The organism is Bradyrhizobium ottawaense (assembly GCF_900099825.1).
GTDB classification, from domain to species: Bacteria; Pseudomonadota; Alphaproteobacteria; order Rhizobiales; family Xanthobacteraceae; genus Bradyrhizobium; species Bradyrhizobium ottawaense_A.
This window is the reverse complement of the sequence record NZ_LT629693.1, coordinates 3,410,459-3,432,223: the sequence shown is the minus strand read 5'-3', so window position 1 is coordinate 3,432,223 and position 21,765 is coordinate 3,410,459. Positions and strand designations below refer to the sequence as shown.

Annotated in this window: 20 protein-coding genes; 13 read left to right on the top strand and 7 right to left on the bottom strand. The window is 59.4% G+C overall.

Annotated elements, in window-relative coordinates:
• Positions 1 to 302: 302 nt before the first annotated feature.
• From BLR13_RS16080 to BLR13_RS42255, 3 genes are all read left to right on the top strand, one after another.
• Positions 303 to 1,262 (top strand): 2OG-Fe dioxygenase family protein, encoded by a 960-nt coding sequence (locus BLR13_RS16080; RefSeq protein ID WP_074822067.1) that lies wholly within the window; start codon positions 303 to 305, stop codon positions 1,260 to 1,262.
• Positions 1,263 to 1,331: 69 nt separating this feature from the next.
• Positions 1,332 to 2,672, top strand: a complete 1,341-nt coding sequence (lysA, locus tag BLR13_RS16075) for a diaminopimelate decarboxylase (RefSeq protein ID WP_074822070.1) — start codon at positions 1,332 to 1,334, stop codon at positions 2,670 to 2,672.
• A gap of 511 nt (positions 2,673 to 3,183) precedes the next feature.
• Complete coding sequence (locus BLR13_RS42255; RefSeq protein WP_079586277.1) at positions 3,184 to 3,375, top strand: helix-turn-helix domain-containing protein; 192 nt, start codon at positions 3,184 to 3,186, stop codon at positions 3,373 to 3,375.
• 61 nt (positions 3,376 to 3,436) lie between these two features.
• Here the strand turns inward: BLR13_RS42255 and BLR13_RS16065 are convergent, their stop codons facing one another.
• Entirely contained in the window at positions 3,437 to 4,099 is a 663-nt protein-coding gene (locus tag BLR13_RS16065) for a TetR/AcrR family transcriptional regulator (protein ID WP_079586278.1), read from the bottom strand.
• 229 nt (positions 4,100 to 4,328) lie between these two features.
• Between BLR13_RS16065 and BLR13_RS16060 the strand changes: the two genes are divergently transcribed.
• Entirely contained in the window at positions 4,329 to 5,441 is a 1,113-nt protein-coding gene (locus tag BLR13_RS16060) for an MFS transporter (protein WP_244525188.1), read from the top strand.
• 482 nt (positions 5,442 to 5,923) lie between these two features.
• Here the strand turns inward: BLR13_RS16060 and BLR13_RS16055 are convergent.
• A protein-coding gene (locus BLR13_RS16055; RefSeq protein WP_143039769.1) for an IS630 family transposase occupies positions 5,924 to 6,869 on the bottom strand; the annotation gives its coding sequence in 2 pieces (ribosomal slippage) (positions 5,924 to 6,533 and positions 6,532 to 6,869; 948 coding nt in all).
• Positions 6,870 to 6,994: 125 nt separating this feature from the next.
• Here BLR13_RS16055 and BLR13_RS16050 point away from each other — a divergent pair.
• Positions 6,995 to 7,480, top strand: coding sequence for a DUF6876 family protein (locus BLR13_RS16050; RefSeq protein ID WP_074822075.1), 486 nt, complete (start codon positions 6,995 to 6,997; stop codon positions 7,478 to 7,480).
• Here the strand turns inward: BLR13_RS16050 and BLR13_RS16045 are convergent.
• Together BLR13_RS16045 and BLR13_RS16040 are read right to left on the bottom strand one after the other, a co-directional pair.
• Positions 7,450 to 8,595: a thiolase family protein gene (locus tag BLR13_RS16045; protein ID WP_074822077.1), complete on the bottom strand. Its 1,146-nt coding sequence runs from the start codon at positions 8,593 to 8,595 to the stop codon at positions 7,450 to 7,452. The two genes, BLR13_RS16050 and BLR13_RS16045, sit on opposite strands and share 31 nt — an antisense overlap.
• A 13-nt stretch (positions 8,596 to 8,608) precedes the next feature.
• Entirely contained in the window at positions 8,609 to 9,031 is a 423-nt protein-coding gene (locus BLR13_RS16040; RefSeq protein WP_079586280.1) for a Zn-ribbon domain-containing OB-fold protein, read from the bottom strand.
• Positions 9,032 to 9,143: 112 nt separating this feature from the next.
• Here BLR13_RS16040 and BLR13_RS16035 point away from each other — a divergent pair, with 112 nt between their 5' ends.
• From BLR13_RS16035 to BLR13_RS16005, 7 genes are all read left to right on the top strand, one after another.
• Positions 9,144 to 9,797 (top strand): TetR/AcrR family transcriptional regulator, encoded by a 654-nt coding sequence (locus BLR13_RS16035; RefSeq protein WP_074822083.1) that lies wholly within the window; start codon positions 9,144 to 9,146, stop codon positions 9,795 to 9,797.
• A complete protein-coding gene (locus BLR13_RS16030) occupies positions 9,794 to 11,338 on the top strand; it encodes a class I adenylate-forming enzyme family protein (RefSeq protein ID WP_074822090.1) in 1,545 nt (514 codons plus the stop codon). The genes BLR13_RS16035 and BLR13_RS16030 overlap by 4 nt, the downstream gene beginning before the upstream one ends.
• Positions 11,335 to 12,126, top strand: coding sequence for an SDR family NAD(P)-dependent oxidoreductase (locus BLR13_RS16025; protein ID WP_074822093.1), 792 nt, complete (start codon positions 11,335 to 11,337; stop codon positions 12,124 to 12,126). Before BLR13_RS16030 ends, BLR13_RS16025 begins: the two co-directional genes overlap by 4 nt.
• A gap of 30 nt (positions 12,127 to 12,156) precedes the next feature.
• Positions 12,157 to 12,909 carry a crotonase/enoyl-CoA hydratase family protein gene (locus BLR13_RS16020; RefSeq protein WP_244525187.1) on the top strand — a complete coding sequence of 251 codons (753 nt, stop codon included), beginning with the start codon at positions 12,157 to 12,159 and terminating at the stop codon, positions 12,907 to 12,909.
• An 80-nt stretch (positions 12,910 to 12,989) separates the two neighbouring features.
• Positions 12,990 to 13,883 carry an NAD(P)H-dependent flavin oxidoreductase gene (locus BLR13_RS16015; RefSeq protein WP_079586281.1) on the top strand — a complete coding sequence of 298 codons (894 nt, stop codon included), beginning with the start codon at positions 12,990 to 12,992 and terminating at the stop codon, positions 13,881 to 13,883.
• 13 nt (positions 13,884 to 13,896) lie between these two features.
• Complete coding sequence (locus BLR13_RS16010) at positions 13,897 to 15,126, top strand: ABC transporter substrate-binding protein (RefSeq protein WP_074822102.1); 1,230 nt, start codon at positions 13,897 to 13,899, stop codon at positions 15,124 to 15,126.
• Between the two features lie 1,045 nt (positions 15,127 to 16,171).
• Complete coding sequence (locus tag BLR13_RS16005; protein WP_079586283.1) at positions 16,172 to 17,368, top strand: aspartate kinase; 1,197 nt, start codon at positions 16,172 to 16,174, stop codon at positions 17,366 to 17,368.
• A gap of 21 nt (positions 17,369 to 17,389) precedes the next feature.
• Here BLR13_RS16005 and BLR13_RS16000 read toward each other — a convergent pair whose 3' ends face one another.
• The 3 genes from BLR13_RS16000 to BLR13_RS42420 form a co-directional block, all read right to left on the bottom strand.
• Positions 17,390 to 18,418: an SIS domain-containing protein gene (locus BLR13_RS16000; RefSeq protein WP_074822108.1), complete on the bottom strand. Its 1,029-nt coding sequence runs from the start codon at positions 18,416 to 18,418 to the stop codon at positions 17,390 to 17,392.
• Positions 18,405 to 19,298 (bottom strand): N-acetylmuramic acid 6-phosphate etherase, encoded by an 894-nt coding sequence (locus tag BLR13_RS15995; protein WP_074822110.1) that lies wholly within the window; start codon positions 19,296 to 19,298, stop codon positions 18,405 to 18,407. Before BLR13_RS15995 ends, BLR13_RS16000 begins: the two co-directional genes overlap by 14 nt.
• Positions 19,299 to 19,671: 373 nt before the next feature.
• Positions 19,672 to 20,226, bottom strand: a complete 555-nt coding sequence (locus BLR13_RS42420; protein ID WP_349517733.1) for a BadF/BadG/BcrA/BcrD ATPase family protein — start codon at positions 20,224 to 20,226, stop codon at positions 19,672 to 19,674.
• A 155-nt stretch (positions 20,227 to 20,381) separates the two neighbouring features.
• Here BLR13_RS42420 and nagA point away from each other — a divergent pair, with 155 nt between their 5' ends.
• Positions 20,382 to 21,569, top strand: a complete 1,188-nt coding sequence (nagA, locus tag BLR13_RS15985; RefSeq protein ID WP_074822113.1) for an N-acetylglucosamine-6-phosphate deacetylase — start codon at positions 20,382 to 20,384, stop codon at positions 21,567 to 21,569.
• The last annotated feature ends 196 nt before the right edge of the window (positions 21,570 to 21,765 follow it).

Genomic DNA, 21,765 nt, shown 5'->3' with positions numbered 1-21,765 from the left:
GCAATTATAAAAATCTTTTAAAAAACGATCGCGCCATAAATAAAAGTATAAAAACGGCTATATGTTGAAAAGAAAGGTACTGATCCCACGTTTTTACAAGATACACAATAACTTATAAGATGTTTGCGAAGATATGCGCTGTTTCTGTTTGAATTGTTGGCCAGAACGACTGTTTAATACGAGGGCGCTATCAACGTTATTACTTAAGGTTAGACTCTCCGAGGGTGGCGCGATGTCGGACGGCGCGAAGGCCGTCATGACCGCAAGCAGCGACACGACCAACAACCCAGGGAGAATTCGCCATGACTAACGCCACGTCTGTCCGCCCCAACGGCCCGGACACGCTGAACAACCATGAAGAGCTGAGCAAGGTTGAGATTGCTCCGCAACTTGCCCCCGGCATCGCGCCGGCGCTTCCCGTCGCCGGCCGGCCGCACCTGACCATGGAGCGCTATCGGGATGCGCTCGAACGCGACGGCTACGCTTATGAAAAGGGCGAGAATATTCAGGCCGCGCTCAGCGCGCCCGCGCTGAACTGGATCGCGATGGCTCGAGAGGCGGGCAACAACGCCCCGATAGACCAGAACCCTGGCGGGCGCGAAGCCGGGCGCCGCCGTTACTATGATGGCGGCATCTACCAAAGACGCGCCGCCGCCGGAAAGCGCTTCGTGCGGTGCTCGCCCTGCGTGGAGGAGGGGACGGGACACGAGTTCACGACCTACCAGCAGCCGCCGGGCATGAACCGCGACTATGTCGCCGAACGGCGGTTCGCGCCGTTTCCGGCACACCTGCTCGACCATGCCGGCGCGCAGGACATCATCGACCTCTGCTTCCAGGCCACGCCGTCTTCCCTGTTTCCCAACCAGGCGCGCGGCTGGCTGAAGGTGGGGCTGCACCTGATCTGCCTGGAAGCTGAAGGGGCGCGGCCGGGAATCAGCAGCCCGAACCGGGCGCATGTCGATGGCGAGCTCTCGACGACCATCATCATGCTCGATCGCTACAACGTGATCGGCGGCGAAAGCCTGGCCGTCGAGCGGCAGTTCGCCGATACGCATCCGAACGAGATCCCGTTCGAGGCCCGCCGCGCGGAACTGACGCTCGAGCGGCCGCTCGACATGCTCACTGTCGACGACCGGCGCCTTGCCCACTACGTCTTCCCGGTGTTCGCGCGCAACAACACCAAGGGGCATCGCACGGTTTTGCTGGTCGATTTCACGCCGCTCTCGCCGGAAACGTCCGATCAGTTGCTGGAACGCGAGTGACGCGCCGCCATCGCGGAAGCGGCCGCCCGAATGCGGTCTCTTTCCGTTTGCAGATAGGGAGCAGCTTGCATGGCCACCGCCGTGACGAACCAGATCGATTTTGCGCCGGATGACCCATCGATTTCGGAACTCGTGTCCGCGCGGCCGGCCTTCCAAGCCACGCCGCTCGGCTTGACTCTGGATGACGCGCCGCTTCGCCGTCTCGCCGAACGCACCGGCACGCCGGTGTACGCCTATGGCCTCGACACAATCGACCGCCTGCGGGCAGCGTTCGACGCCCTGGGCATCGCCCCGCTGATCGCCTACGCCGTCAAGGCGAACGACACCGGCGGCATCCTCGCTTGCCTTGCCCGTCGTGGCGCCGGCGCCGACGTCGTCAGCGAGGGCGAGTTGGTCAGGGCCGTGCGCTCCGGCATCAAAGCAAAGGACATCGTGTTCTCGGGCGTCGGCAAGCGGCGCGACGAGTTCGCCCTGGCGCTGGGCTTCGGAATTCGCCAGGTCAACATCGAATCGCCTGCCGAGCTCGACGTGCTATCCGACGTGGCGCGGCAGATGAACGTGACGGCCCGTTTCGCGGTGCGCGTGAATCCTGATGTGGACGCGGGCACGCACGCGAAGATCACCACCGGCCGTGCCGACAGCAAGTTCGGCATGTCACAGCGGGACGCCATGATGCTGGCGCGAGGGACCGCGCTCCCGAACGTGCAGTTTGTCGGCTTCTCCGTGCACATCGGCTCGCAGATCACCGACATCACGCCTTTCAGGGCCGCGTTCCGCGCCGTCGCGGCGATGGCCCGTACCATCCTCGCTGAAGGCCACGATTTGCGGTCGCTCGATCTCGGCGGCGGGATAGGCATTTCATACCGGCCCGGTCCGTCGGTCTCGGTCGAGAGCTATGCCGATGCCGTCGTGTCCGAACTCGGCGAACTAGCCAGGAAGGTTGACATTATCATCGAGCCAGGCCGCTGGATCGTCGGGCCTTCCGGCATCCTCGTCACGCGCGTGATCCTGGAAAAGGAAAACGATGGCCGCCGGTTCGTCGTCGTCGACGCCGGCATGAACGACCTGATGCGGCCGGCGATGTACGGAGCCTGGCACGGCATCGTGCCGGTGGACTGCGCGGTGAACACCGGCCTGCTCTCGGAGGCCGGTGTGGTGGGGCCGGTGTGCGAAAGCTCGGACACGTTCGGCAAGGCGAGGCTGCTGCCGAAATTCTCACCGGGCGATCTGGTTGCCATCCTGGATGCGGGGGCCTACGGCTCCGTCATGTCGTCGACTTACAACAATCGGCCCGCGGCGGCGATCGCGCTTGCGAGCCGGGGCGAATGGGTCGTTGCGCGGCGGCGTCAGACGCTCGACGAGCTGATGGCGGACGATTTGTCCATTCCCCTCGTCAAAGAGGTAGATTGACCGAGATTCGGAGATTGCGCAACCCGCGCCTCCCGACACCATCTTTGCAGCCGGCTTCAACGATGTGTCCTATTTCAACCGCGTCCTTCACCGACATTTAGCCGTAGGCCGTCGGATCTTCGCAAGTCCCCTTAACGAACAACACACTGCAGCTTCAGACCAGCGATGTCATGAACCCAGTCAACTGGGCAACTTGATACGGCGTGGTGGCGCCGACCGACCAGGCCGGAAGCCACGATGCAGCCCCACTTGGCCCGGCAAATTGTCTGTCCGACATTCCGGAGACGGATCAGCCTGAAGTTTTCGTGGGTCAAACGGTGGGTTTTTGTCTACGAAGGTCGAAAATGCCTCATCTTTCAATGGGGATTGACTGACACTCTCTCCGCCAGCCTCAAGATATTGATTTGTTTACAGAAATTTCCGGACGAGGCTGTAGTCGCCGCGCCCAAGCGGCCTAAGGAACGCCGGTCGGAAGGAGCGCGCCGTTGTTGTCGATCAGGGTGCAATCGACGTGGCGGCCATTCGCAAGACTCTAGGGTTGTCGCAACGGGAGTTCGCGCGCACTTTCGATATCTCCATCGGAAATATCCGAGACTGGGAGCAGGGAAGGAGCAAGCCCGGTCGATTGGCGCGAACACTTCTGAGATCAATTCAGCTCGGCCAAAAAAAAGTGCTTGGGGAGACCGAGACCTCGGCTGCCTAGCACACGCTCATCCACGAAGCTGACATCAAAGCCATTGTGGGCGGCTTCTTACGGGTCGAGGTCAATCACGTCGGAGACGAAGATTTTTCGCAGCGGTATCATCGGGCGCGCGTTCGCGCGACCCGTTGGCTCGCAACGACGGTGCCCGTACCGGGCGCGCTGTCTCGGCAGGCAACGATCGAACCCGGTCCAACAGAGAATGGCAGTAGTCCAGGGTCAATTCCCGATCGCCATACAAGATATGATAAATGATCGGCGCTACGACGTGGTCGATCACCTCATCGATATCGAAAGCCGCTTCGCCGCGCGCTTTCGCGCGCGAAACGATGGTCGTCAGATGTTCGCGGGTAAAGCCTCCGCACTGGACCGGGTAAGTTTCCCCCGAGGGAGAAAACACATCCCTGACCAGCGCCCGGCCCACCGGGGACGACATCTCCTCCATGAATTGTTCGATGAATACTCGCAGGTCCGACGCCACCGCGCCGGTGTCTTCAGGATCGGCGATCGGCCGCAACCGCTGAACGGCGACGTCCGCCAGCAGCGCTGAGAGATCGCCCCACCGCCGGTAGATCGTCGACGGTGTCACGCCGGCTTCCGCGGCTATTTGTGGCACCGTGAGTTCATCGCGATTGGTGGCGGCGCTGAGACGCCTCACCGCCTGATGCACCGCACTTTGGATCCGAGCGCTCCGTCCGCCGACACGAATGCGTTGTTTAACGGCCACACTCCTGCTCCATGCAACCTTGCCATGCCAAAACGTTAACGCAAATAATTTGCTTTAAGGCTCGAGCCTATGTAACTAAGGCTATATATTAGCTTTAGGAGCCTCCATGCAAGCCTGCCCCGCAACTCCCCAGTGTGACGCACCCGCCAAAGCGCTCCCCAGCCAATCCCAGGGCTGGACCCGCTCCCTGGCTCCGGGCGCCATGACGTTGTTCAGTTTTGCAGCGGCAATGCTGATCGCCGGAAGCAGCGCCGCGGTCACGCCGCTCTATCGACTCTATCAGGAGTCGCTGCATCTTACGCCGTTCTGGATCACGATCGTGTTTGCGAGTTACGTCGCGAGCCTGCTTGCCGCCTTGCTCACGGTTGGCGGACTGTCCGATTACGTGGGACGCCGGCCTGTGATCCTGGCGGCGCTGCTTCTGAACGCCGCTGCGATGATCCTTTTCGCGGAGGCGGCGGACGTCGCGCAATTGATTCTGGCGCGGGCCGTCCAGGGACTTTGCGTCGGTGTCGGCACAACAGCGTTGGGCGCCGCGATCCTTGATACCAACCGCGCGCGCGGTCCTCTGCTCAACAGCGTCACCCCATTTTTGGGCATGACGGCTGGTTCGCTAGGGGCGGCAACGTTGATTACCTTCGCGCCTGACCCCCTGCACAGGGTCTACGACGTTCTGCTTGGGCTCACGGCGGTGATGATCGCGCTGCTCTGGGTGATGCCCGAAAGCATTTCGCGAAAGACCGGGGCCCTGGCCTCGCTGCGGCCGCATGTCAGCGTGCCCACTCAGTCGAGGTCTGTCCTTGCCAAGCTCACACCAGCGAACGTGGCGGCTTGGGCGCTCGGCGGCCTCTACCTCTCGCTGATGCCGACCGTGGTGGCGACGGCGATGGCTGTCCACTCGCCCTGGGTCGGTGGCGTCGTGGTGTCGGCGCTGATGTTGACGGCGGCCGTCGCGGTGGCGACTTTCAGGGACTGGCCGGCCCGGCGTCTGATTTTGACAGGCACGAGTACGCTGTCGCTGGGGGTGGCCGTCTCGATGTTCGGAATCCACGAGCAGCAAGTCGCTGCATTGCTGGCGGGGACCGTGATCGCCGGAGTGGGGTTTGGATCAACCTTCTCGGGAACGCTGCGTACGCTGCTGCCGACGGCGGAGCCACACCAGCGGGCCGGGCTGCTTTCTGCATTCTACGTGCAGTCCTATTTGGCCTTCAGCCTGCCGGCGGTCGCGGCTGGATTGTCGGTTCCGCTGATCGGGCTTTCCACCGCAGCTTATCTTTACGGCGCCGTCATCGTCGTGCTTGCAATCATATCAATGGTGGCTTCGCTCTTTACCAATCGCTGAGGCGCCGCCGCCTCACTTAGATCGAATGCTCAGTCGTCATGGCCGGGCTCGTCCCGGCCATCCACGGGGAAGAGGTGCGCAACATTGCTTCCATCGCTGACATGGGGCGTGGCTGACGATGCGGCCGGAGTTGAATTGGACGAGGGCCGACGCCCCCTAAACGGCGCAAATCACACTGCTCGCCGATAGCCGGTTCCGTGTCGAGTCGAGAGCGGGAGCTATGCTGTGGCCCCCTTCGGCCGGTCTCCCGACTGCGGTCGGTCGGGGGCCGCTGAGTGCCGCTCCTGCGGCCAAACTTTTCGAGCGTGAGCATAGCCCACGCGTTTCAAGGGCGTGCCGCCCCAAGCCGTCAAGGCAACCCTTCGGGCGGACAACGCGCGAGCCGTGTAGTCGCTAACGCTCCGGCCCGCCCCACCTCGCGGTTTTCCGACCTGATGACGGCTTTCCCTCGCTCATTGCCGCTTGGCTAGAGCATTTTCCACCTAGCATGCGGCATATCCGGAGTTGCGGAAGTAGTTGGCGCATTCGTCCGGCAGGAAGGCGTCGAGCAGGCAGGCGATGCGGTTCCAGAGGCTCTCCACGGAGCGCTCGGCAGCCTTTCGTAACAAGGCTTTGAGTTTTGCGAAGAGCTGCTCGATCGGATTGAAGTCCGGCGAATAGGGAGGCAGGTAAAGCAGCTTTGCGCCTGCAGCTTCGATCGCTTCACGTATCCCCGGCACCTTATGGGCACTGAGATTGTCCAGCACGACAATGTCGTTTGGCTTGAGGGTCGGTACCAGGACCTGTTCGACATAGGCGAGGAAGGCATTGCCGTTCATCGGGCCGTCGATGACGCATGGTGCGGTAAGGGCTGTGGAGCGCAGGCCCGCAACAAAGGTGCTGGTTTTCCAGTGACCATGCGGGATTTTGCCGACCAGCCGCTCGCCGCGCGGAGCCCGGCCGTACAGCCGTGCCATCTTGGTCGAGGTGCCGGTTTCGTCGATGAAGACCAGTCGGTCGGGATCGAGCTTGGGTTGATTGTCCGCCCATGCCGTCCGCGCCGCGGCGACGTCAGGCCGATCTTGCTCGGCCGCCCGAACGCTTTTTTTTGAAGCTGATGCCGTGGCGGTCGAAGAACCGCCAGACCGACCCGATTCCCGCCTTTTGTTGATGCTCATCGAGCAGACGGCGCTGGATCTCTTCCAGAGTCAGGTCCGGTTCCTGCCGAACCAACCCAAGCAACCATTCCTCATGCTTCTTCAACGGCGACCGGCTCTGACCCTTGTTGGATTTGGCCTCAAAGCTACCGGTCTCCCGCCAGCGCTGTGCCCAGCGGATCGCCGTCGAATCCCCAATCACAAACTGTCTTGCCGCAGCCCGCGCCGCCGCGCCACCCTCAACAACCTGGATCACTCGAATTCGTAAGTCGTTCGAATACCCCATTGCCAGCCTCCTCAGTCCGAGAAGGCCACAGAATCTTATTCGCAGCTCAATGGGAATCCCTTCGATTCACAGAAAATGGAAAATGCTCTAGTCGGTTTGCATGCGCAACCCGAAAGCAGAAGAGAGGCAATATGTCTTTGGATTTCGAACGCCTTCGCCCCTTCACCGGTTCGGCAACGTGGTATCGCCATTCCTTAATCCCGAGTGTCCTTTATACCGACGGCGCAAAATATCTAGCAGACCTCGCGAGAGCTTATTGGCTGCTGGACTACATAGCTCTTGCCCAGCGCAGCGAGTTCGCGGTGCGTGCGGAAGAGTTTCAGGTTTGGAAATTGAACGTGAAGGACTCCGCCGGCACGCTGAATTGCGAGGACGGCAATGACCGCATAGTCCACACCAAAGCCATCTCGTTCACCGATTTTCCAGAGCCCGGCATCATACTGTGGTGTGCCAACCAGAGCCTCGCGATCGTGATAAGGATCAATGAACGGTCGCGACGGCCCGCTCACCTGCAAATGGCAGGGCACACGCGCGCATCTGCGGCCTCTTTGCGGATCTGGCATGATTGGCCCGGGGCATCAGACGGCTACGCACCATGCTCCAAGATGTGCACGTAACACACCGCTCCGACGCCAACCATGTGCGCAAGTCCCACGTGAGCGTTAGGATGTTGTCGGCTGCCAGCTTCGCCGCGCAACTGCATCACAATCTCTCCGATCTGACCGATGCCGGTCGGTCCGATGGGATGGCCCATTGCGATCAGCCCGCCGGATGGGTTCACGGCGCACATCCCGCCGATATCAAGTGCACCCTCTTTGAGTAGCCGCACTCCCTCGCCTTCGCCGCACAGCCCCATGCTTTCGATATACTGAAGTTCCTCCACCGTGAACGCATCGTGAAGCTCGATGATGTCGAGGTCCGAAGGCATTAGCTTCGCCTGCGCCAAAGCTGCCTCAGTCGTCTGCTGCGTCAGCGCAGCGTCGTAGCTCGTGCCTTGCGGATAGACGCGCTCGCTGCGGCCTACCGACGCGCTGACACGGACCGCGCGATCTGCATTGACGCCATAGCGCCGGATGCCTTCCTCGGATGCGATAATCACTGCGGCAGCACCGTCACCCACAGGCGTACACTGCAGAGCAGTCAGTGAGCCTGATATCTTCTTGCCGCCCAGAACTTCCTCTAACGTTCGTTCCTGCTGGCGCTGTGCGTTCGGGTTCTTTGCACCGTTGCGATGGTTTTTCACCGCGACAAGAGCGATGTCATCCACGCTCGTTCGATAACGGGTCGCATACTCATTGGTCAGCAGAGCGAAATGCGTAAAGGGGACGATGGCGTCCTCGGCGAGATTGTCCAAGCCGGTTACCGGGCGTCGCACCGGGTTGCGCTTGTCGACTCCGACTGCAAGCGAGATTTCGCTGATCCCGCTTGCGACCTCGATGCAGGCGTGGCGAAAGGCCGTGGATCCCGAAGCCGACGCGTTTTCGATGTGAAGCAGCGGCGCTCCCGTTGCCCCCAGATGGCGCAGCATCGGCCGGCCGGATGCCATGCCGAGAAGGGCAGTCGCGACATAGGTCGATTCCACCGCGGGCCATTCGATATTCGCGTCAGCGAGGGCCTGACGGATGGCCGTGAGACCAAGCGCGACATAAGGCGTTTCGCTGGGATTTTGGTATCGATGCCAGCCAATCCCGATCACGTAGACCGGCCGCAGCTCGTTAAGGACTTTTGCCATTGCCTGCTCTCCATCAAATCGGGTCGACCGCAACGAAGCGGAGGTCGAAGGTGTTCTCGCCAGCTTCGCTGCTTTCGACAGCGAAAAGCTTGGCAAGCAGTCGTTGTCCGGGTTCTCCTTCGGGCTCGTTCTCGGCCAGCAGCGCTCGCACCACCGGTCCGTCGTCGAGTGCGACTTTCACGATCGTGAAGGGAGCGGTCCGATTGGTATTTGCGTGCAGATGCACGACTGCCCGCGCGAGCAGGGTACCTCGCGTCGAAAGCAAAGAAGGCTTCAGGTCGTTGCCATGTCGGCCGCAACGCTCGCAACCATAAGACTGCATCGGAAAAAACGAGTATCCGCAGTGGCAACGACCGCCATGGAGGACCAGCTCGCCTGGGACCCCGTCCTTCGCAGCGTCCGAATAAAGCCCAGATTTCAAATACTTGTATTCCATGTCTGAGGCCTTTCAAGAAACTTGTTGACTAACCGACAAAAACTTGTTGAATGGTCAACAAGCATAACTTGTCATAAGAGGCAAGTGAAATTGGACAACCCGGGAGGCCAGATTGGCACAAGCGGCGCAGCGAAGACGGGCGGCCAGCCCGACCCAATCGGAGCGAGGAGGGCGCACGCAGGCGGAACGTCGCGACGATGCGGAAAGACGGATTCTGGTGGCCGCGGCGGAGCTCGTTGGAGAGCAGGGCTTCGAAGCGCTCACTCTCGCGCAGGTCGGAGATCGGGCCGGCTGCAGTCGTGGGCTGCCCTCTCATTATTTTCGCACCAAAGAGGATCTGCTCTCTGCGCTCGGCACTTTCATCGTCGAAACGTTCGCGGAGCGTCGGCGCGCCAGCGCCGTGGGCCTAACCGGCTTTGAGGCGCTGATCACCTCTATCCGCCACTATCTTCAGCCGCCGCAGCAGAGCGCGAAAACCGTTCGCGCATTTCACGCGGTGCTGGCCGGTGCAATTCATATGCCCGTCCTCGCCGTCACCGTCGCCCGACTGAACAAGGAGGCGCGGGCGGACATAGCCGGGCGCCTCAGAGAGGGTATCGATTCCGGCGTTGTCCGTCCCGATATCGATCCGGAAATTGAAGCTGCTCTGATTCTCGCAACTTTGCGCGGCGCGGTCGCGCAATGGCTCCTGGACCCCGAGGGTGTCGATCTGCCGCGGATGGCCGATCGATTGCTTTCCAACCTTCAAAAGGATCTGGGCAGATGAGCACTGCGCAAGCGAATACGGTTGAAGCCTGGGCGGCGAGCAATCCGAGTGGATTAGCCTTCATCGAAGGAGATCGTCGCCTCACATGGGCCGAATTGAACGAGAAGGCTAATAGCCTGGCGAACGGCATGGCTGCGAAGGGCGTCGTCGCTGGCGACATCGTGGTGCTACGGACGCAGATCCGCATTGAGTGGCCGATATTGAGCGAGGCGCTCGCGAAGCTGGATTGTTGCTTGCTCGCGCTCAACTGGCGGTTAACGCCGACCGAAACCCAGTACGTCTTATCGAACAGTCGAGCAAAGGTCTTTGTTTGTGATGACGAAGATCCGTCAGCACTCCTGCCGGCCTTTGACGGGCTTCCGATCAAGCTCGCAGTGTCGATCGATCGGCCGGCGCCCGGTTTCGTCGATTTCGCTGACCTGCTGAACGCATCTGCCGAACCAGCCCGGTTCGCAAATAGTCGCCCGCCCCTCATTCTCTACACGTCAGGAACGACTGGCCTGCCGAAAGGGGTTGCGAAGCCTCCGATCGAATCGGATCCCGCCGGCATCGAGTATCTCGCTGATGTTGCGCGAACTCGAAGGGGAGAGGTAGGCGGCGTCAATCTCCTCACGCTTCCACTGCATCATGGTGCGGGACCCTCTCAGGTCTGGAACGCGATTCGGCTTGGCAATCCCACGATCCTGCTCCGACGGTTCGATCCGGAGCGGGCGCTGCAGCTCATCCAACAGTATCGTGTCACCAATTGGGTCGGCGTTCCTACGATGTACAAACGCATTGCCGCGCTGCCGCGCGCAGTGCTGGACTCCTACGATGCTTCATCCATCCGCGCTCTCTCCGTCGGTGCGGCGCCGGTCTCGTATGAGCTAAAGAAATGGATTATCGAATACTTCGGTCCCAGTGTTTTGGGCGAGGGCTACGGCGCCACCGAGGTCGGGATGATCAGCTACCTGCCGCCCGAAATGCAGGAGAAGAAGCCGGGATCGAGTGGGTTGCCTCACAAGCACGTCGATATCAGCATCCGTGGCTCCGAAGGCAGAGAGCTTCCCCGCAACCGGTCGGGCGAGATCTGGGTTCGAACTCCTCTGACGATACACGCTTATCTGAACGGTCAGCCGCTCGGACCCGATACTCTCGATGCGAACGGCTTCTTCCGTGTTGGTGACGTCGGGATGCTCGACGACGAGGGCTATCTGTTCATCACCGACCGCGCCAAGGACATGATCATTTCAGGTGGCGTGAACATTTACCCGGCTGAGATTGAGGCTGCGATCCTCAGACATCCGGATGTCCAGGACGCTGCCGTGATCGGCATCCCTGACGACGAGTTCGGCGAACAGGTGATGGCATTCTGTGAATTGAAGCCGGGCCACACCGCGAGCGAGAGCGCGATCCTCGATTCTTGTCGCGATCACCTTGCCTCCTACAAGCGGCCGAAAAAACTATCCATCGTCGGAGAACTGCCGCGCAACACGATGGGCAAGCTTCTCAAGCGCGACTTGCGCGAACCCTTCTGGAAGGGAAAGGACCGGAACATATGAGTGATTTGCTCGATCTCGGAGGCAAGGTGGCCCTCATCACCGGAGCCGGCCAGAACGTCGGACGTCAGATCGCGCTGCATTTTGCTGCTCACAGGGCCGCAGGCGTCGTAGTGAACGATTATTTTCTCGATCGAGCGGAAGCGGTCGCGAACGAGATCAAGAATGGTGGAGGCAAGGCGATAGCGGTGCAGGCCGACGTCACCGATCTCGCGTCGGTCAAGGAGATGGTGGGCAAAGCCGAGAAAGCGTTCGGCCCCATCGACGTTCTCGTCAACAATGCCGGCAACTCCGGAGCTGATCCAGACCCCGATGCTCGCAAGCCCTTTTGGGAAACGGGACCTGCGGCTTGGGACAGCTTCATCCGCGTCAACCTCTATGGCGTGATCAATTGCGCGTCGGCGTGCATTCCCGGCATGATTGAGCGCAAGGGCGGACGCATCATCACCATCATATCGGACGCCGGGCGCGCAGGCGAAGCAGGCCTTGACGTGTATTCCGGCGCCAAAGCCGGCGCTGCGGGATTCATGCGCGCGGTGGCGCGGTCGCTTGGACGGTATCAGATCACGGCAAATTGCGTCGCGATCGCCGCGACAGCAACGCCCGCAATCGAGGCGCGGCTGCAAGCCGATCCCGAGAGGGCGAAGAAGATATTGGAAAAGTACGTCATCCGCCGTCCGGGCAAGCCCACCGACGTCGCCAACATGGTCCTGTTTCTCGCCTCCGACGCGAGTCCCTGGATCACCGGACAAACCTATCCGGTAAATGGCGGCTTCACCTTTGCGCTCTGAGGTAGATCGATGACGGGGGAGAGTGAACAGGTGGTCTTGACCGAGCGGAGAGGACATATCCTCATTGTGACCCTCAACCGTCCGGAGGCCAGGAACGCGTGCAATGCCGCGCTCGCACAAGGCATCTGCGCGGCCATGGACCGGCTGGACGCGGAGGACGATCTCTTCCTCGGCGTCATAACCGGCGCGGGCGGCAACTTTTCGGCCGGCGCGGATTTGAAAGCCGCGATGCGGGGCGAACGCGCTACGACCAACCGCGGCGGGTTCGGACTTTTTCGTCGTCCGCCTCGCAAACCGCTGATCGCCGCCGTCGAGGGTTACGCGGTGGGCGGCGGCCTTGAGCTTTGTCTCTCCTGTGACCTGATCATCGCGGCGCGAGATGCCAAGATGGGCTTGCCGGAAGTTAGGCACAACGTGGTCGCGATCGGCGGTGGTCTGTTCAGGCTGCCCAAGCGCATTCCGTATCACGTTGCGATGGAGCTCGCGCTGACGGGCGGTTTCAGAACCGCCGATTTCTTCGAGCGCTGGGGACTAGTCAATCGCCTGGTCGAGTCCGGGCAAGCGCTGGAAGCCGCCATCAAGCTAGGCAACGAGTTGCTTGCCAATGGTCCTACCGCTCTTGCTGCTTCCAAGGAGATCATGTTCCAGGCGTTCAACTGGACCGATGAGATCGCTTGGACGTCGCAAATGCCGATCGCCGAACGCGCACTGAAGTCAGAAGACCGGCAGGAAGGTCTGAAAGCATTCGCTGAGAAGCGCAAGCCAGTCTGGAAAGGCAGATAGCTGTGGATGCACTTTCCCGAACAAGCAGATTACCCGCCGCGATCGGATCTCGGCTGAGGCTGCCCCTGATCGTCGCGCCCATGTTGCGCGTCTCCGGGGTAGATCTCGTGACGACGGTTTGCCGCTCGGGAGCGATTGGCGCGTTTCCCACGGCCAACGCGCAATCGGTCGAGGAGCTCGATCATTGGCTAACTCGCATCGAGCATGATCTCGCGTATCTGGCTGGAGCGGCCGCGCCGTACTGTCCGAACCTCATCATCCGACAAGCAAGGTTCAAGGACGATCTTGCCTGTCTCGTACGCCACAAGGTGGAGATTGTGATCACCAGCGTGGGATCGCCGTCCGCAGCTATCGAGCCACTGCACGACGTCGGATGTCTCGTGTTCGCCGACATCGCCTCGCTGCGCCATGCCGAGAAGGCCATCGAAGCCGGTGTAGACGGCTTGATTTTGCTGACCGCGGGAGCTGGCGGTCAAACCGGTTGGGTTAATCCGTTTGCCTTTGTTCGTGCGGTTCGCGCCATGTTCGATGGCCCCATCGTCCTTGCGGGCGGCATCACTGACGGCGTTTCGCTAGCGGCGGCGCGCGTGCTCGGCTGCGACCTCGCCTACATGGGCACGCGCTTCATTGCCGCGCGGGAGAGCATGGCGGGTGATGCCTATCGTCAGATGCTGGTCGACAGCACACTCGATGATGTCATGCTGACAAGGGCTTTTACGGGCCTCGATGCCAACATGCTGCGGCCCTCGATTTTGGCTGCCGGGCTCGACCCCTCAAACCTCGACGAGTCCGTATCCGAGGCGCGCGCCAAGCAAAAATTTGGCGGCACGAAACCCGATGGACCGCGGCGGTGGCTCGAAGTCTGGAGCGCGGGTCACGCCGTTTCAGGCGTGCGCTCGATCACAGGGGCCGCGGAGCTAGTGGCAGAAGTCGCCGAACAATACGAAGCCGCCTCAACGAGCGGCTTCTCCTGAAGGTAAACGGGCCATGGGAAGAAAAGTGAAATTCGATCGGCGGACGCTGCTCGGCGGCGCAGCGATCAGCGTCGCGACTGGTCTGATTGGACAAGCCAGTCGTGCGGCCGGTTCATATGACCCGGGCGCGAACGACAGCGAAATCCGTATCGGACAATTCGGTCCGCTGAGTGGACCCGTCTCTTCGTTCGGCGTGCTTGCGTACGCCATGAAGGCCTACTTTGGAATGATCAACGAACAGGGCGGAATCAACGGACGCAAGATCGTCTTCATCAACTACGACGACGCCTACAGCCCCCCGAAATCCGTGGAAGCTGCCCGGCGGCTTGTGGAAAGCGACGAGATCCTGTTCATTGCGGGAGCAATGGGGACGCCGGGCAACATCGCCGTTCAGAAATACATGAATGCTCGCAAAGTCCCCCAGCTGTTCCTCGCTGCTGCGGCAAGCAAATTGTCAGATCCCGCCAACTATCCATGGACCATGGTGAGTGGCACGACATACGAAATGGAAGGCGGCGTGCTCGGCCGGTATATCGCGAGCACCTTTCCGAGTGCCAAGATCGCAGTCCTCTACCAGAACGACGATGCCGGCAAGGCGACTTTGGCCGGGTTCAAAGCAGGCTTGGGATCGCGAGCTTCCAAGATCATTTCCGAACTGACCTACTACGCAACCGACCCCACCGTCGACTCTCAAACCGTCCAGATGAAGGCGGCAGACGCGGACGCTGTCCTTCTCGTCACAATACCCAAGATGGCCGTCCAGGCACTGCGGAAGATGGCTGCGCTCAACTGGAAACCCCAGGTGTTTCTCGGCACTGGAAATTCCTCGGCGCGAGCCACATTGAGCCCGGCGGGCTTCGAGAACGCTCAAGGCGTGCTGGCGCTTTCTGCGCGGCAGGATCCCGGCAACCCGCTCTGGGCCGCCGAGCCGGACATGAAAGAATATATGGGCTTCCTGGATCGTTATGTGCCAGACGCCGACCGCGATGACGCTCTGTATTCTGCCGGCTACACGATCGCGGCGACCACGACGCATGTCATCCGTCGATGCGGAGACGATTTGACCCGGGTGAACGTGCTTCGGCAGGCAACTAGCCTGAACGGCTTCGCCGCGCCATTGCTTATTCCAGGCATCACGATGAACACGAGCCCGAATGACTACGTTCCGATCAAGCAGTTTCAACTGATGCAGTTCAAGGGTGAGAAGTACGAAAAGTTGGGAGGTTTGCTGAGCGCGCCGTGAGCGACGGCGCGATCTATTTCCATTGGCGATGCCACCAAGCGACTTGCGAAAGGCAAATTGCCGTCGCACCGCTCAGCCTGATCGCCGTCCAGTCGCGGAATCTGATGGTGGCTCATCCAGTTCTGGCCCGGCCCTTCAATTTCCGTCGGTAGCTCAAACGGTGGGTTTTGGTCTAGGAAGGTCGAAAATGCTTGATCTTTCAATGGGGATTGACTGACACTCTCTCCGCCAGCTTCGTCGGAGCCATCGCTTCTCCGCGGTAGGATGTTGGTAATTTACCGCAGTATTGGCAGCAATTTTTGATGGGAGTTCCGGACCTCTAATCAGCAAGAATCCTCACCTTCTTCTCCGAATGGCTCATTTCTCTCTAGAGCTCTGGACTCTACGGATTCGGTACGGCTCTCGAAATTCGAGTGTTTCGAGATGCTTGTGAGTTCTGATGCAATGAGGTTCAGCAACTCCTCTCGAACAGGCAAGAGCACCAGATTTCGAGGCACCATATCAAGGTTCGCTCCCTTCCGCCCCAGCCAACCACTCGCTCAACTATAGATAGCGAGCATATTTTGGACGAAAATCCCGTATTTTTAGGCTTTTCTTGCGTCTCCGGTTAGTCTCTCAGTCTCCGAAAAACGGCAACTCTAGCGAGAACCTCCCGAAAGTCTCCAGCCAAAACCGCAAAAACTCCCGTTTTGGGGAGACTTTCAGCGGAGACAAATTTCGATCCCACTGAGCGGTAGAGGTGGCAGTTCCAGCGCCGGCCGATTCTCGGGCAGAACTGGACAATCACGACGCAATGAGCGGTGTAGGATGCAGTCAACTTCGTCAACGGGAGGCCCTAACGAAGCCTGGAATCTTTGCAATTGTTGAATGCCGAAAGCTTGGCGCGTCAAGGCTCCTTGCCCCACACCTTGCCGCGGCGCCGCGGCGGATGGGGAAGGGGCGTTCACAACTATCGCATTCGCATTCCGAAAGGGCTTAGAGCCACCTGATAGTTCGTTCGCGCTGGTATGTAGGTCCGCCTTCAGGGCATTCTCCGGTAGGTAAAATGCGCATCAATCCGATCATCGTGCAAAAGTACGGCGGCGCCTGTCTTGAAACGCCGACAAAAATTCGCGCGGTCGCAAGCAGTCTCGCCGATTTGCATAGCCGTGGCCATCGTGTTGTGGCGATCGTTTCAGCGATGGGTAAGACCACCGACGAACTTGTTAAGACCGCGTATCAAGTGAGCTCGCATCCAAATCGCCGTGAACTCGATATGTTACTAACCGCGGGTGAGCGCATCAGCATGTCTTTAATGAGCATGGCGCTGTCTGATCTAGGCGTGCCGGCGATTAGTTTTACCGGCAGCCAAGCCGGAGTGATGACCGACGAATCCCATTCCTCCGCGCGCATCTTAGATGTGCGGCCCGTTCGCGTGCGCGAAGAACTCGATCGCGGACGCATCGTGGTTTTAGCGGGCTTTCAGGGCGTGAATCCGGTGACCAAAGAAATCACCACACTGGGTCGGGGCGGCAGCGACACTACTGCGGTCGCCATAGCCGCGGTGTTAAAAGCTAACTGCTGTGAAATTATCAAAGAGGTCGACGGAGTTTGCTCGGCCGATCCGCACATCGTGGCGAATGCAAAGTCCATACGCCAATTGGATTTTGCATCGTTATCCGAAATGTGTTTTTGGGGTGCGAAGGTTTTGCATTTTCGCAGCGTGGAGCTGGCACAAAGCCAAAATGTGCCCTTGGTTCTAAAAAAATGGGGCGGCGGCGAAGAACACAGCACGCAAGTCATGAAAGGGGTTGCAGGAATGGAAAGCGGAAAGGTTTTGGCCGTCAACTCAATGGCTCGCGTTGAGCATGTTGAGATCGATTCGTCAGATCTCAATCAAGGTTTTGAGAAGTTCGCGCGGCATCTCAAAGAGAACGGCTTACCTTGGCCGCAACTTCTCGCTTCAGCTTTCACTGCCGGAAAAACGCGCATTATGATGACTTGCGACGCGGAGTCGCTCGACACTCTGCTGCGAACGGTGGAAAGGACCAAAGACTTACGCAAACAGCGCGAGACTTTAAGTTCTGTGAGCTTGACTTGCTTCGGCGGTGTTTCTTCAGACCTGCCCTTTAAGGCAATTCAGATTCTGCAACATCACGGAATTATCGCCGACAAATATGTTTTGTCACCGCATTCGGTAAACCTATTTGTTCCTGTCGAGACTCGCGAAGCCGCGGTCAAGGCTTTGCATTCCCTGATCTAGCGTCGCCGCGATGGCCATCGATTACATTGTTTCTGTAATTTTGGTGAGATTTGGCGGATTGTCTGGATCGAAACCGCGATCTCGTGCGGCCTGCTCTACGGCGGCATAGGCTGGCAGCAACATCGTAATTGCATCGCAAATCGGATCGTCGTTTCCTATCCAAGGGAGTGTGCCGCCTGAATCCCCTACGGAAAAGACATTCAGGTTCCTGGCGCGAAGATCGGCGATTAAGGTATCCACCATCGCAGACGATCCGTCGTTCTGCCTTAGGACGAGAAATGGCGTCTCAACGGTAGCACAGGAGAGGGGACCATGCCTCACCTCTGCTGCGCTATAGCTTAACGTTGGTAGCCGCATGGTTTCGGCGACCTTAAGCCCGATCTCGCGCGCCGATCCTAATCCAAACCCGCGCCCAATTACAAACCCAGCACGTGCTGCCGCTAGGCTGCTGCTCCATGCCGACCAATCGCAGGTAAGTGCGTCACTAAATCTTTGTGGGAGCTGCCTGATCTTTTCCATCAAATCATCATTGGAGGTAAGCGATGCAACGAGTTGCGCACCTATCATCATTGAAAGGACAACCGATTTTGTGGCTGCGACTGAACGCTCCAGGCCGGCGCCAATCGGCAGCGTCAATTCGCAGGCCAAGGCAACGGGGGAGGTCAAATCGTTCACAATTGCAATTGTCAGCGCTCCATTTTTTCTTGCCGATTGGGCCCCCATCACGAGATCCGGGCTTCGACCGGATTGTGATATGACGATGAAAACGGCGTTCCGCATGTCAATCGATTGTTCGTAGGTTGTCATAACCGACGGAGCTGAGGTGGAAACGAGTAAACCTGCCCGCGCTTCAAACAGGTAGCGAAGGAGTGTTCCAGCATTCCCGGAGCTCCCGCGGCCTGAAATCACAACGACGCGCGGATCGGCCTGTCTGATGCGATTTGCGACTGTTATGATTGAGGCCTGTTCTGCCAGAAGTCGCTCAGCCGTCGTCGGGATCTCACGGATCTCTCGAGCCATGGCCGTTTGGGAGCGGTCATCGTCGATCATGGGCTAGCTCGTCAATGGCCGCTCTCAGATTACCCTCGTGTTTGAGCAATGCTTCACGGGCGTCGGCCTGCTCCCATCCAAGACCGAGTAGTACTGCGACTTTAACGTCGCCCTCCGCGTGTTCAACGAACTTGGCAGCATCATTCTCGGCGCATCCCACAATCTGGCGAACAATGACCTCTGCGCGCCGAAGAAGCTTTGCATTGCTGGCGCGCATACTGACCATCAAACCCCGGTAAACCCGGCCGAGCTTGACCATTACGGCGGTAGAGAACAGATTAAGGACAATCTTTTGTGCCGTTCCCGCTTGCATCCGCGTTGAGCCAGCAAGCACCTCAGTGCCGGTCTCTATCAAGATACGATGGTGGGCTGGTTCGAAAAGGCGCGCTCCTCGGTTGTTCGCCACAGCAATACAGAGGGCTCCCCTCGCTCTTGCGGAACGTAGCGCGCCGATAGTGAACGGTGTGGTGCCGCTCGCAGCGACAGCTATGACAACGTCATTTTCATTAAGCTCAGCATTGGCGATTGCTTCAGCCCCTTTTGTTTCGTCGTCTTCGGCGCCCTCAACGCTCTCCAGTACCGCTTGCAGCCCTCCAGCCATTACGAAAACGATACGGTCGCTTGGCCAATCGTACGTTGGACCAAGCTCTGCGCCGTCCTGAATAGCAATACGGCCAGAAGTGCCAGCCCCTACATAAACCAGGCGACCACCACATTTCAGGGCCGGTACCGCGTCATCCACGGCGGCATTTATTGCCGGCAAGGCCGGTCTTACGGCTGCGCAAGCGGTGAGTTGCCCGTCATACATAGCTTCGATCATATCGCTGGTGGACCACGAATCGAGGTCGACGAAGCGCGGATTTATGTGCTCTGTCAGCATATCTGCGCACCTTTCCTCTGCCCGCTGGAATCGATTGGGACGGATCCTTTGCGCCGGGCCAAAAGCAGGGCCCCAGCTACTGCATCAGCCTCGGGCGGGGACAGAAAGTGCGCGACCTCAGGTGAAAGCCACTGAACCATGCGCGATGCCAGACCCCCAAGCAGAGAGATGTGGGGCGCACCGAATTCCACCAAGGAACGAATGAGCACGCCAGCCTGCCGGGCGCCTTCGGCTACGATCTCCTCCGCAAACGGGTCACGTGCCTCTGCGTAGGTCAACGCAACCGGAGCCAAGCTCGCATAGTCTTTGGCTGTCGCCTGTTCGGCCCATGCGACCAACGCAACCGGATCAGACCCAAGCTTTTCGATCACTTCTAGCAAAAAGGGCTCGGACTTATCCTGCCGTCATGTGCGCGAAGCGCGAGCCGCACGGCCTGAAGTCCGAGATCGGCACCACTTCCCTCATCAGAGATTGGGAATCCGTATCCTCCGATACGGAGCTCGCGGCCTTTTACGCTAGCGAAACCAATACTGCCGGTACCCAGAACGACAATACCACCATCGCGACCACGATGTGCCCCTAAGCAAGCAATGTTCGCGTCACTTGCGAAGACCACGTCTTGGAACGGATGGGTGACGCTCATAAGCGCTTCACGGGCTCCCTTACGGTCAATTCCGGCCAATCCCACTCCTGCTATCAAATGACCAAGGGCACTCGGCATAAGACTGGCATCCATTACTGCCGCCTCACTCGCCGTGCGCACCGCCTGCATAGAACTATCGACGCCAATCCGCGTTGTAGCGGGACCAGCGGTGCCTTGACCTAATACGTTACCCTCCGCGTCTTCGATGCGGGCACGGCAACTGGTTCCACCTCCATCGATACCGATATAGAGCTGAGTAGAGTTGGGTGAAACGGGGGTGCTCATCCAATTACTCGTGAATTGTGTGGCGCTGACGCGCAAAAGCTCCGGCTGCCCTCTCAGGAACGTTTGCTGGCTCGTTGAGTTCCGCTACCATGGCTCCTGCGCACCGAGGCGGGCAACACATCCCGACCAAGGATCGCCAGTGAGGAAGTGAGGCGATGGGTTCAGAGCAAGCCGAACCACCCCCGTTTGCAATTTCGGCGGACCGCATTTTCGATGGATACCGATGGCACAATCATGCGCTCATTTTGATCGCAGGTGGGATCGTTCAGTCTATCACGTCCCGTGATGAGAGTGCGAGTCGCTGGTCAACCGAAGTTATGCCGCCCGGAACGATACTCGCGCCTGGGTTCATCGACCTGCAAGTCAATGGCGGCGGTGGCATTCTCCTCAATGATCAGCCAACGCCGGACGCGATGCGTGCCATCGCCCAAGCGCATCGCCGGTACGGCACCACAAGCTGCTTGCCTACGTTGATAAGCGATACCCGCGCGAAGGCCATCGTTGCAATTGCTGCAGCAAAATCCGTCGCAGGTGGTGACGGAATCCTGGGTCTTCATCTCGAAGGTCCTTTTATCAGTCCTCGACGTCCCGGGATTCATCCCGGCGATTACATCGCGACTGCGACAATGGAAGACCTTGATTGGCTAGGGGAGCTATCGGCAGTCGGCTCGTCCATGGTGACCCTGGCGCCAGAATGCGTACCTGCGAGATTTGTGAAGACCCTTGCTACAAGCGGGATTCGATGTTCAGTCGGTCATAGCGAGGCAACTGCCGACACCCTGACAGCTGCCGTTGACGAGGGGCTTAGTGGTGTTACACACCTCTTCAATGCAATGCCCGCCATGAGCGCCCGAGAACCCGGCATCGTTGGCGTGGCCCTTACAGACGACCGTCTCACAGCGGGCATTATTGTCGACGGCATCCATGTCGATCCTGTTGTCGTACGCGCCGCCTTCTCTGCAAAAAATCCCAATAATATTGCGCTTGTAAGTGACGCAATGCCCACTGTCGGCACTGAGCAAGATCATTTCGAACTCATGGGAAGGCAGATTCAACTGCGGGACGGACGATTAGTCTGCGAAAACGGCACGCTCGCCGGCGCCCACCTAAACCTGGCATCGGCTGTCAAAAATGCCGCAACATTCGGGGGAATGTTCCTCGACGAGGCGCTTCGCGCTGCATCGCTTGTGCCGGCACGGTTTTTGGGAATCGAAAGACATCGCGGTACGCTAGTTGCTGGGGCTCAAGGAGACATCGTCGCATTAACACCAAACCTCGAGGTCCTTACGACTTGGGTGGCCGGCAATCGCCCGCAATCCGTCCCTAACCCCGAACGGGGGTAATCAGATCGGCAGCTGTCGCAACTTCGAACTGCAAAAGTCTCCAGGTCGAATTTGGCGCCAAATTGGCGGAAATTCTTTAGATATTTCAAAGGTCTTTTTTCAGGTGGGAATGTTGTGGTTCGATCCCTGCGTGGTCAGCCACGCATTCCGGCGTTTGATGCGGGAGTGCGGCGGGTCAGTGGCCGACTTCTTCCAT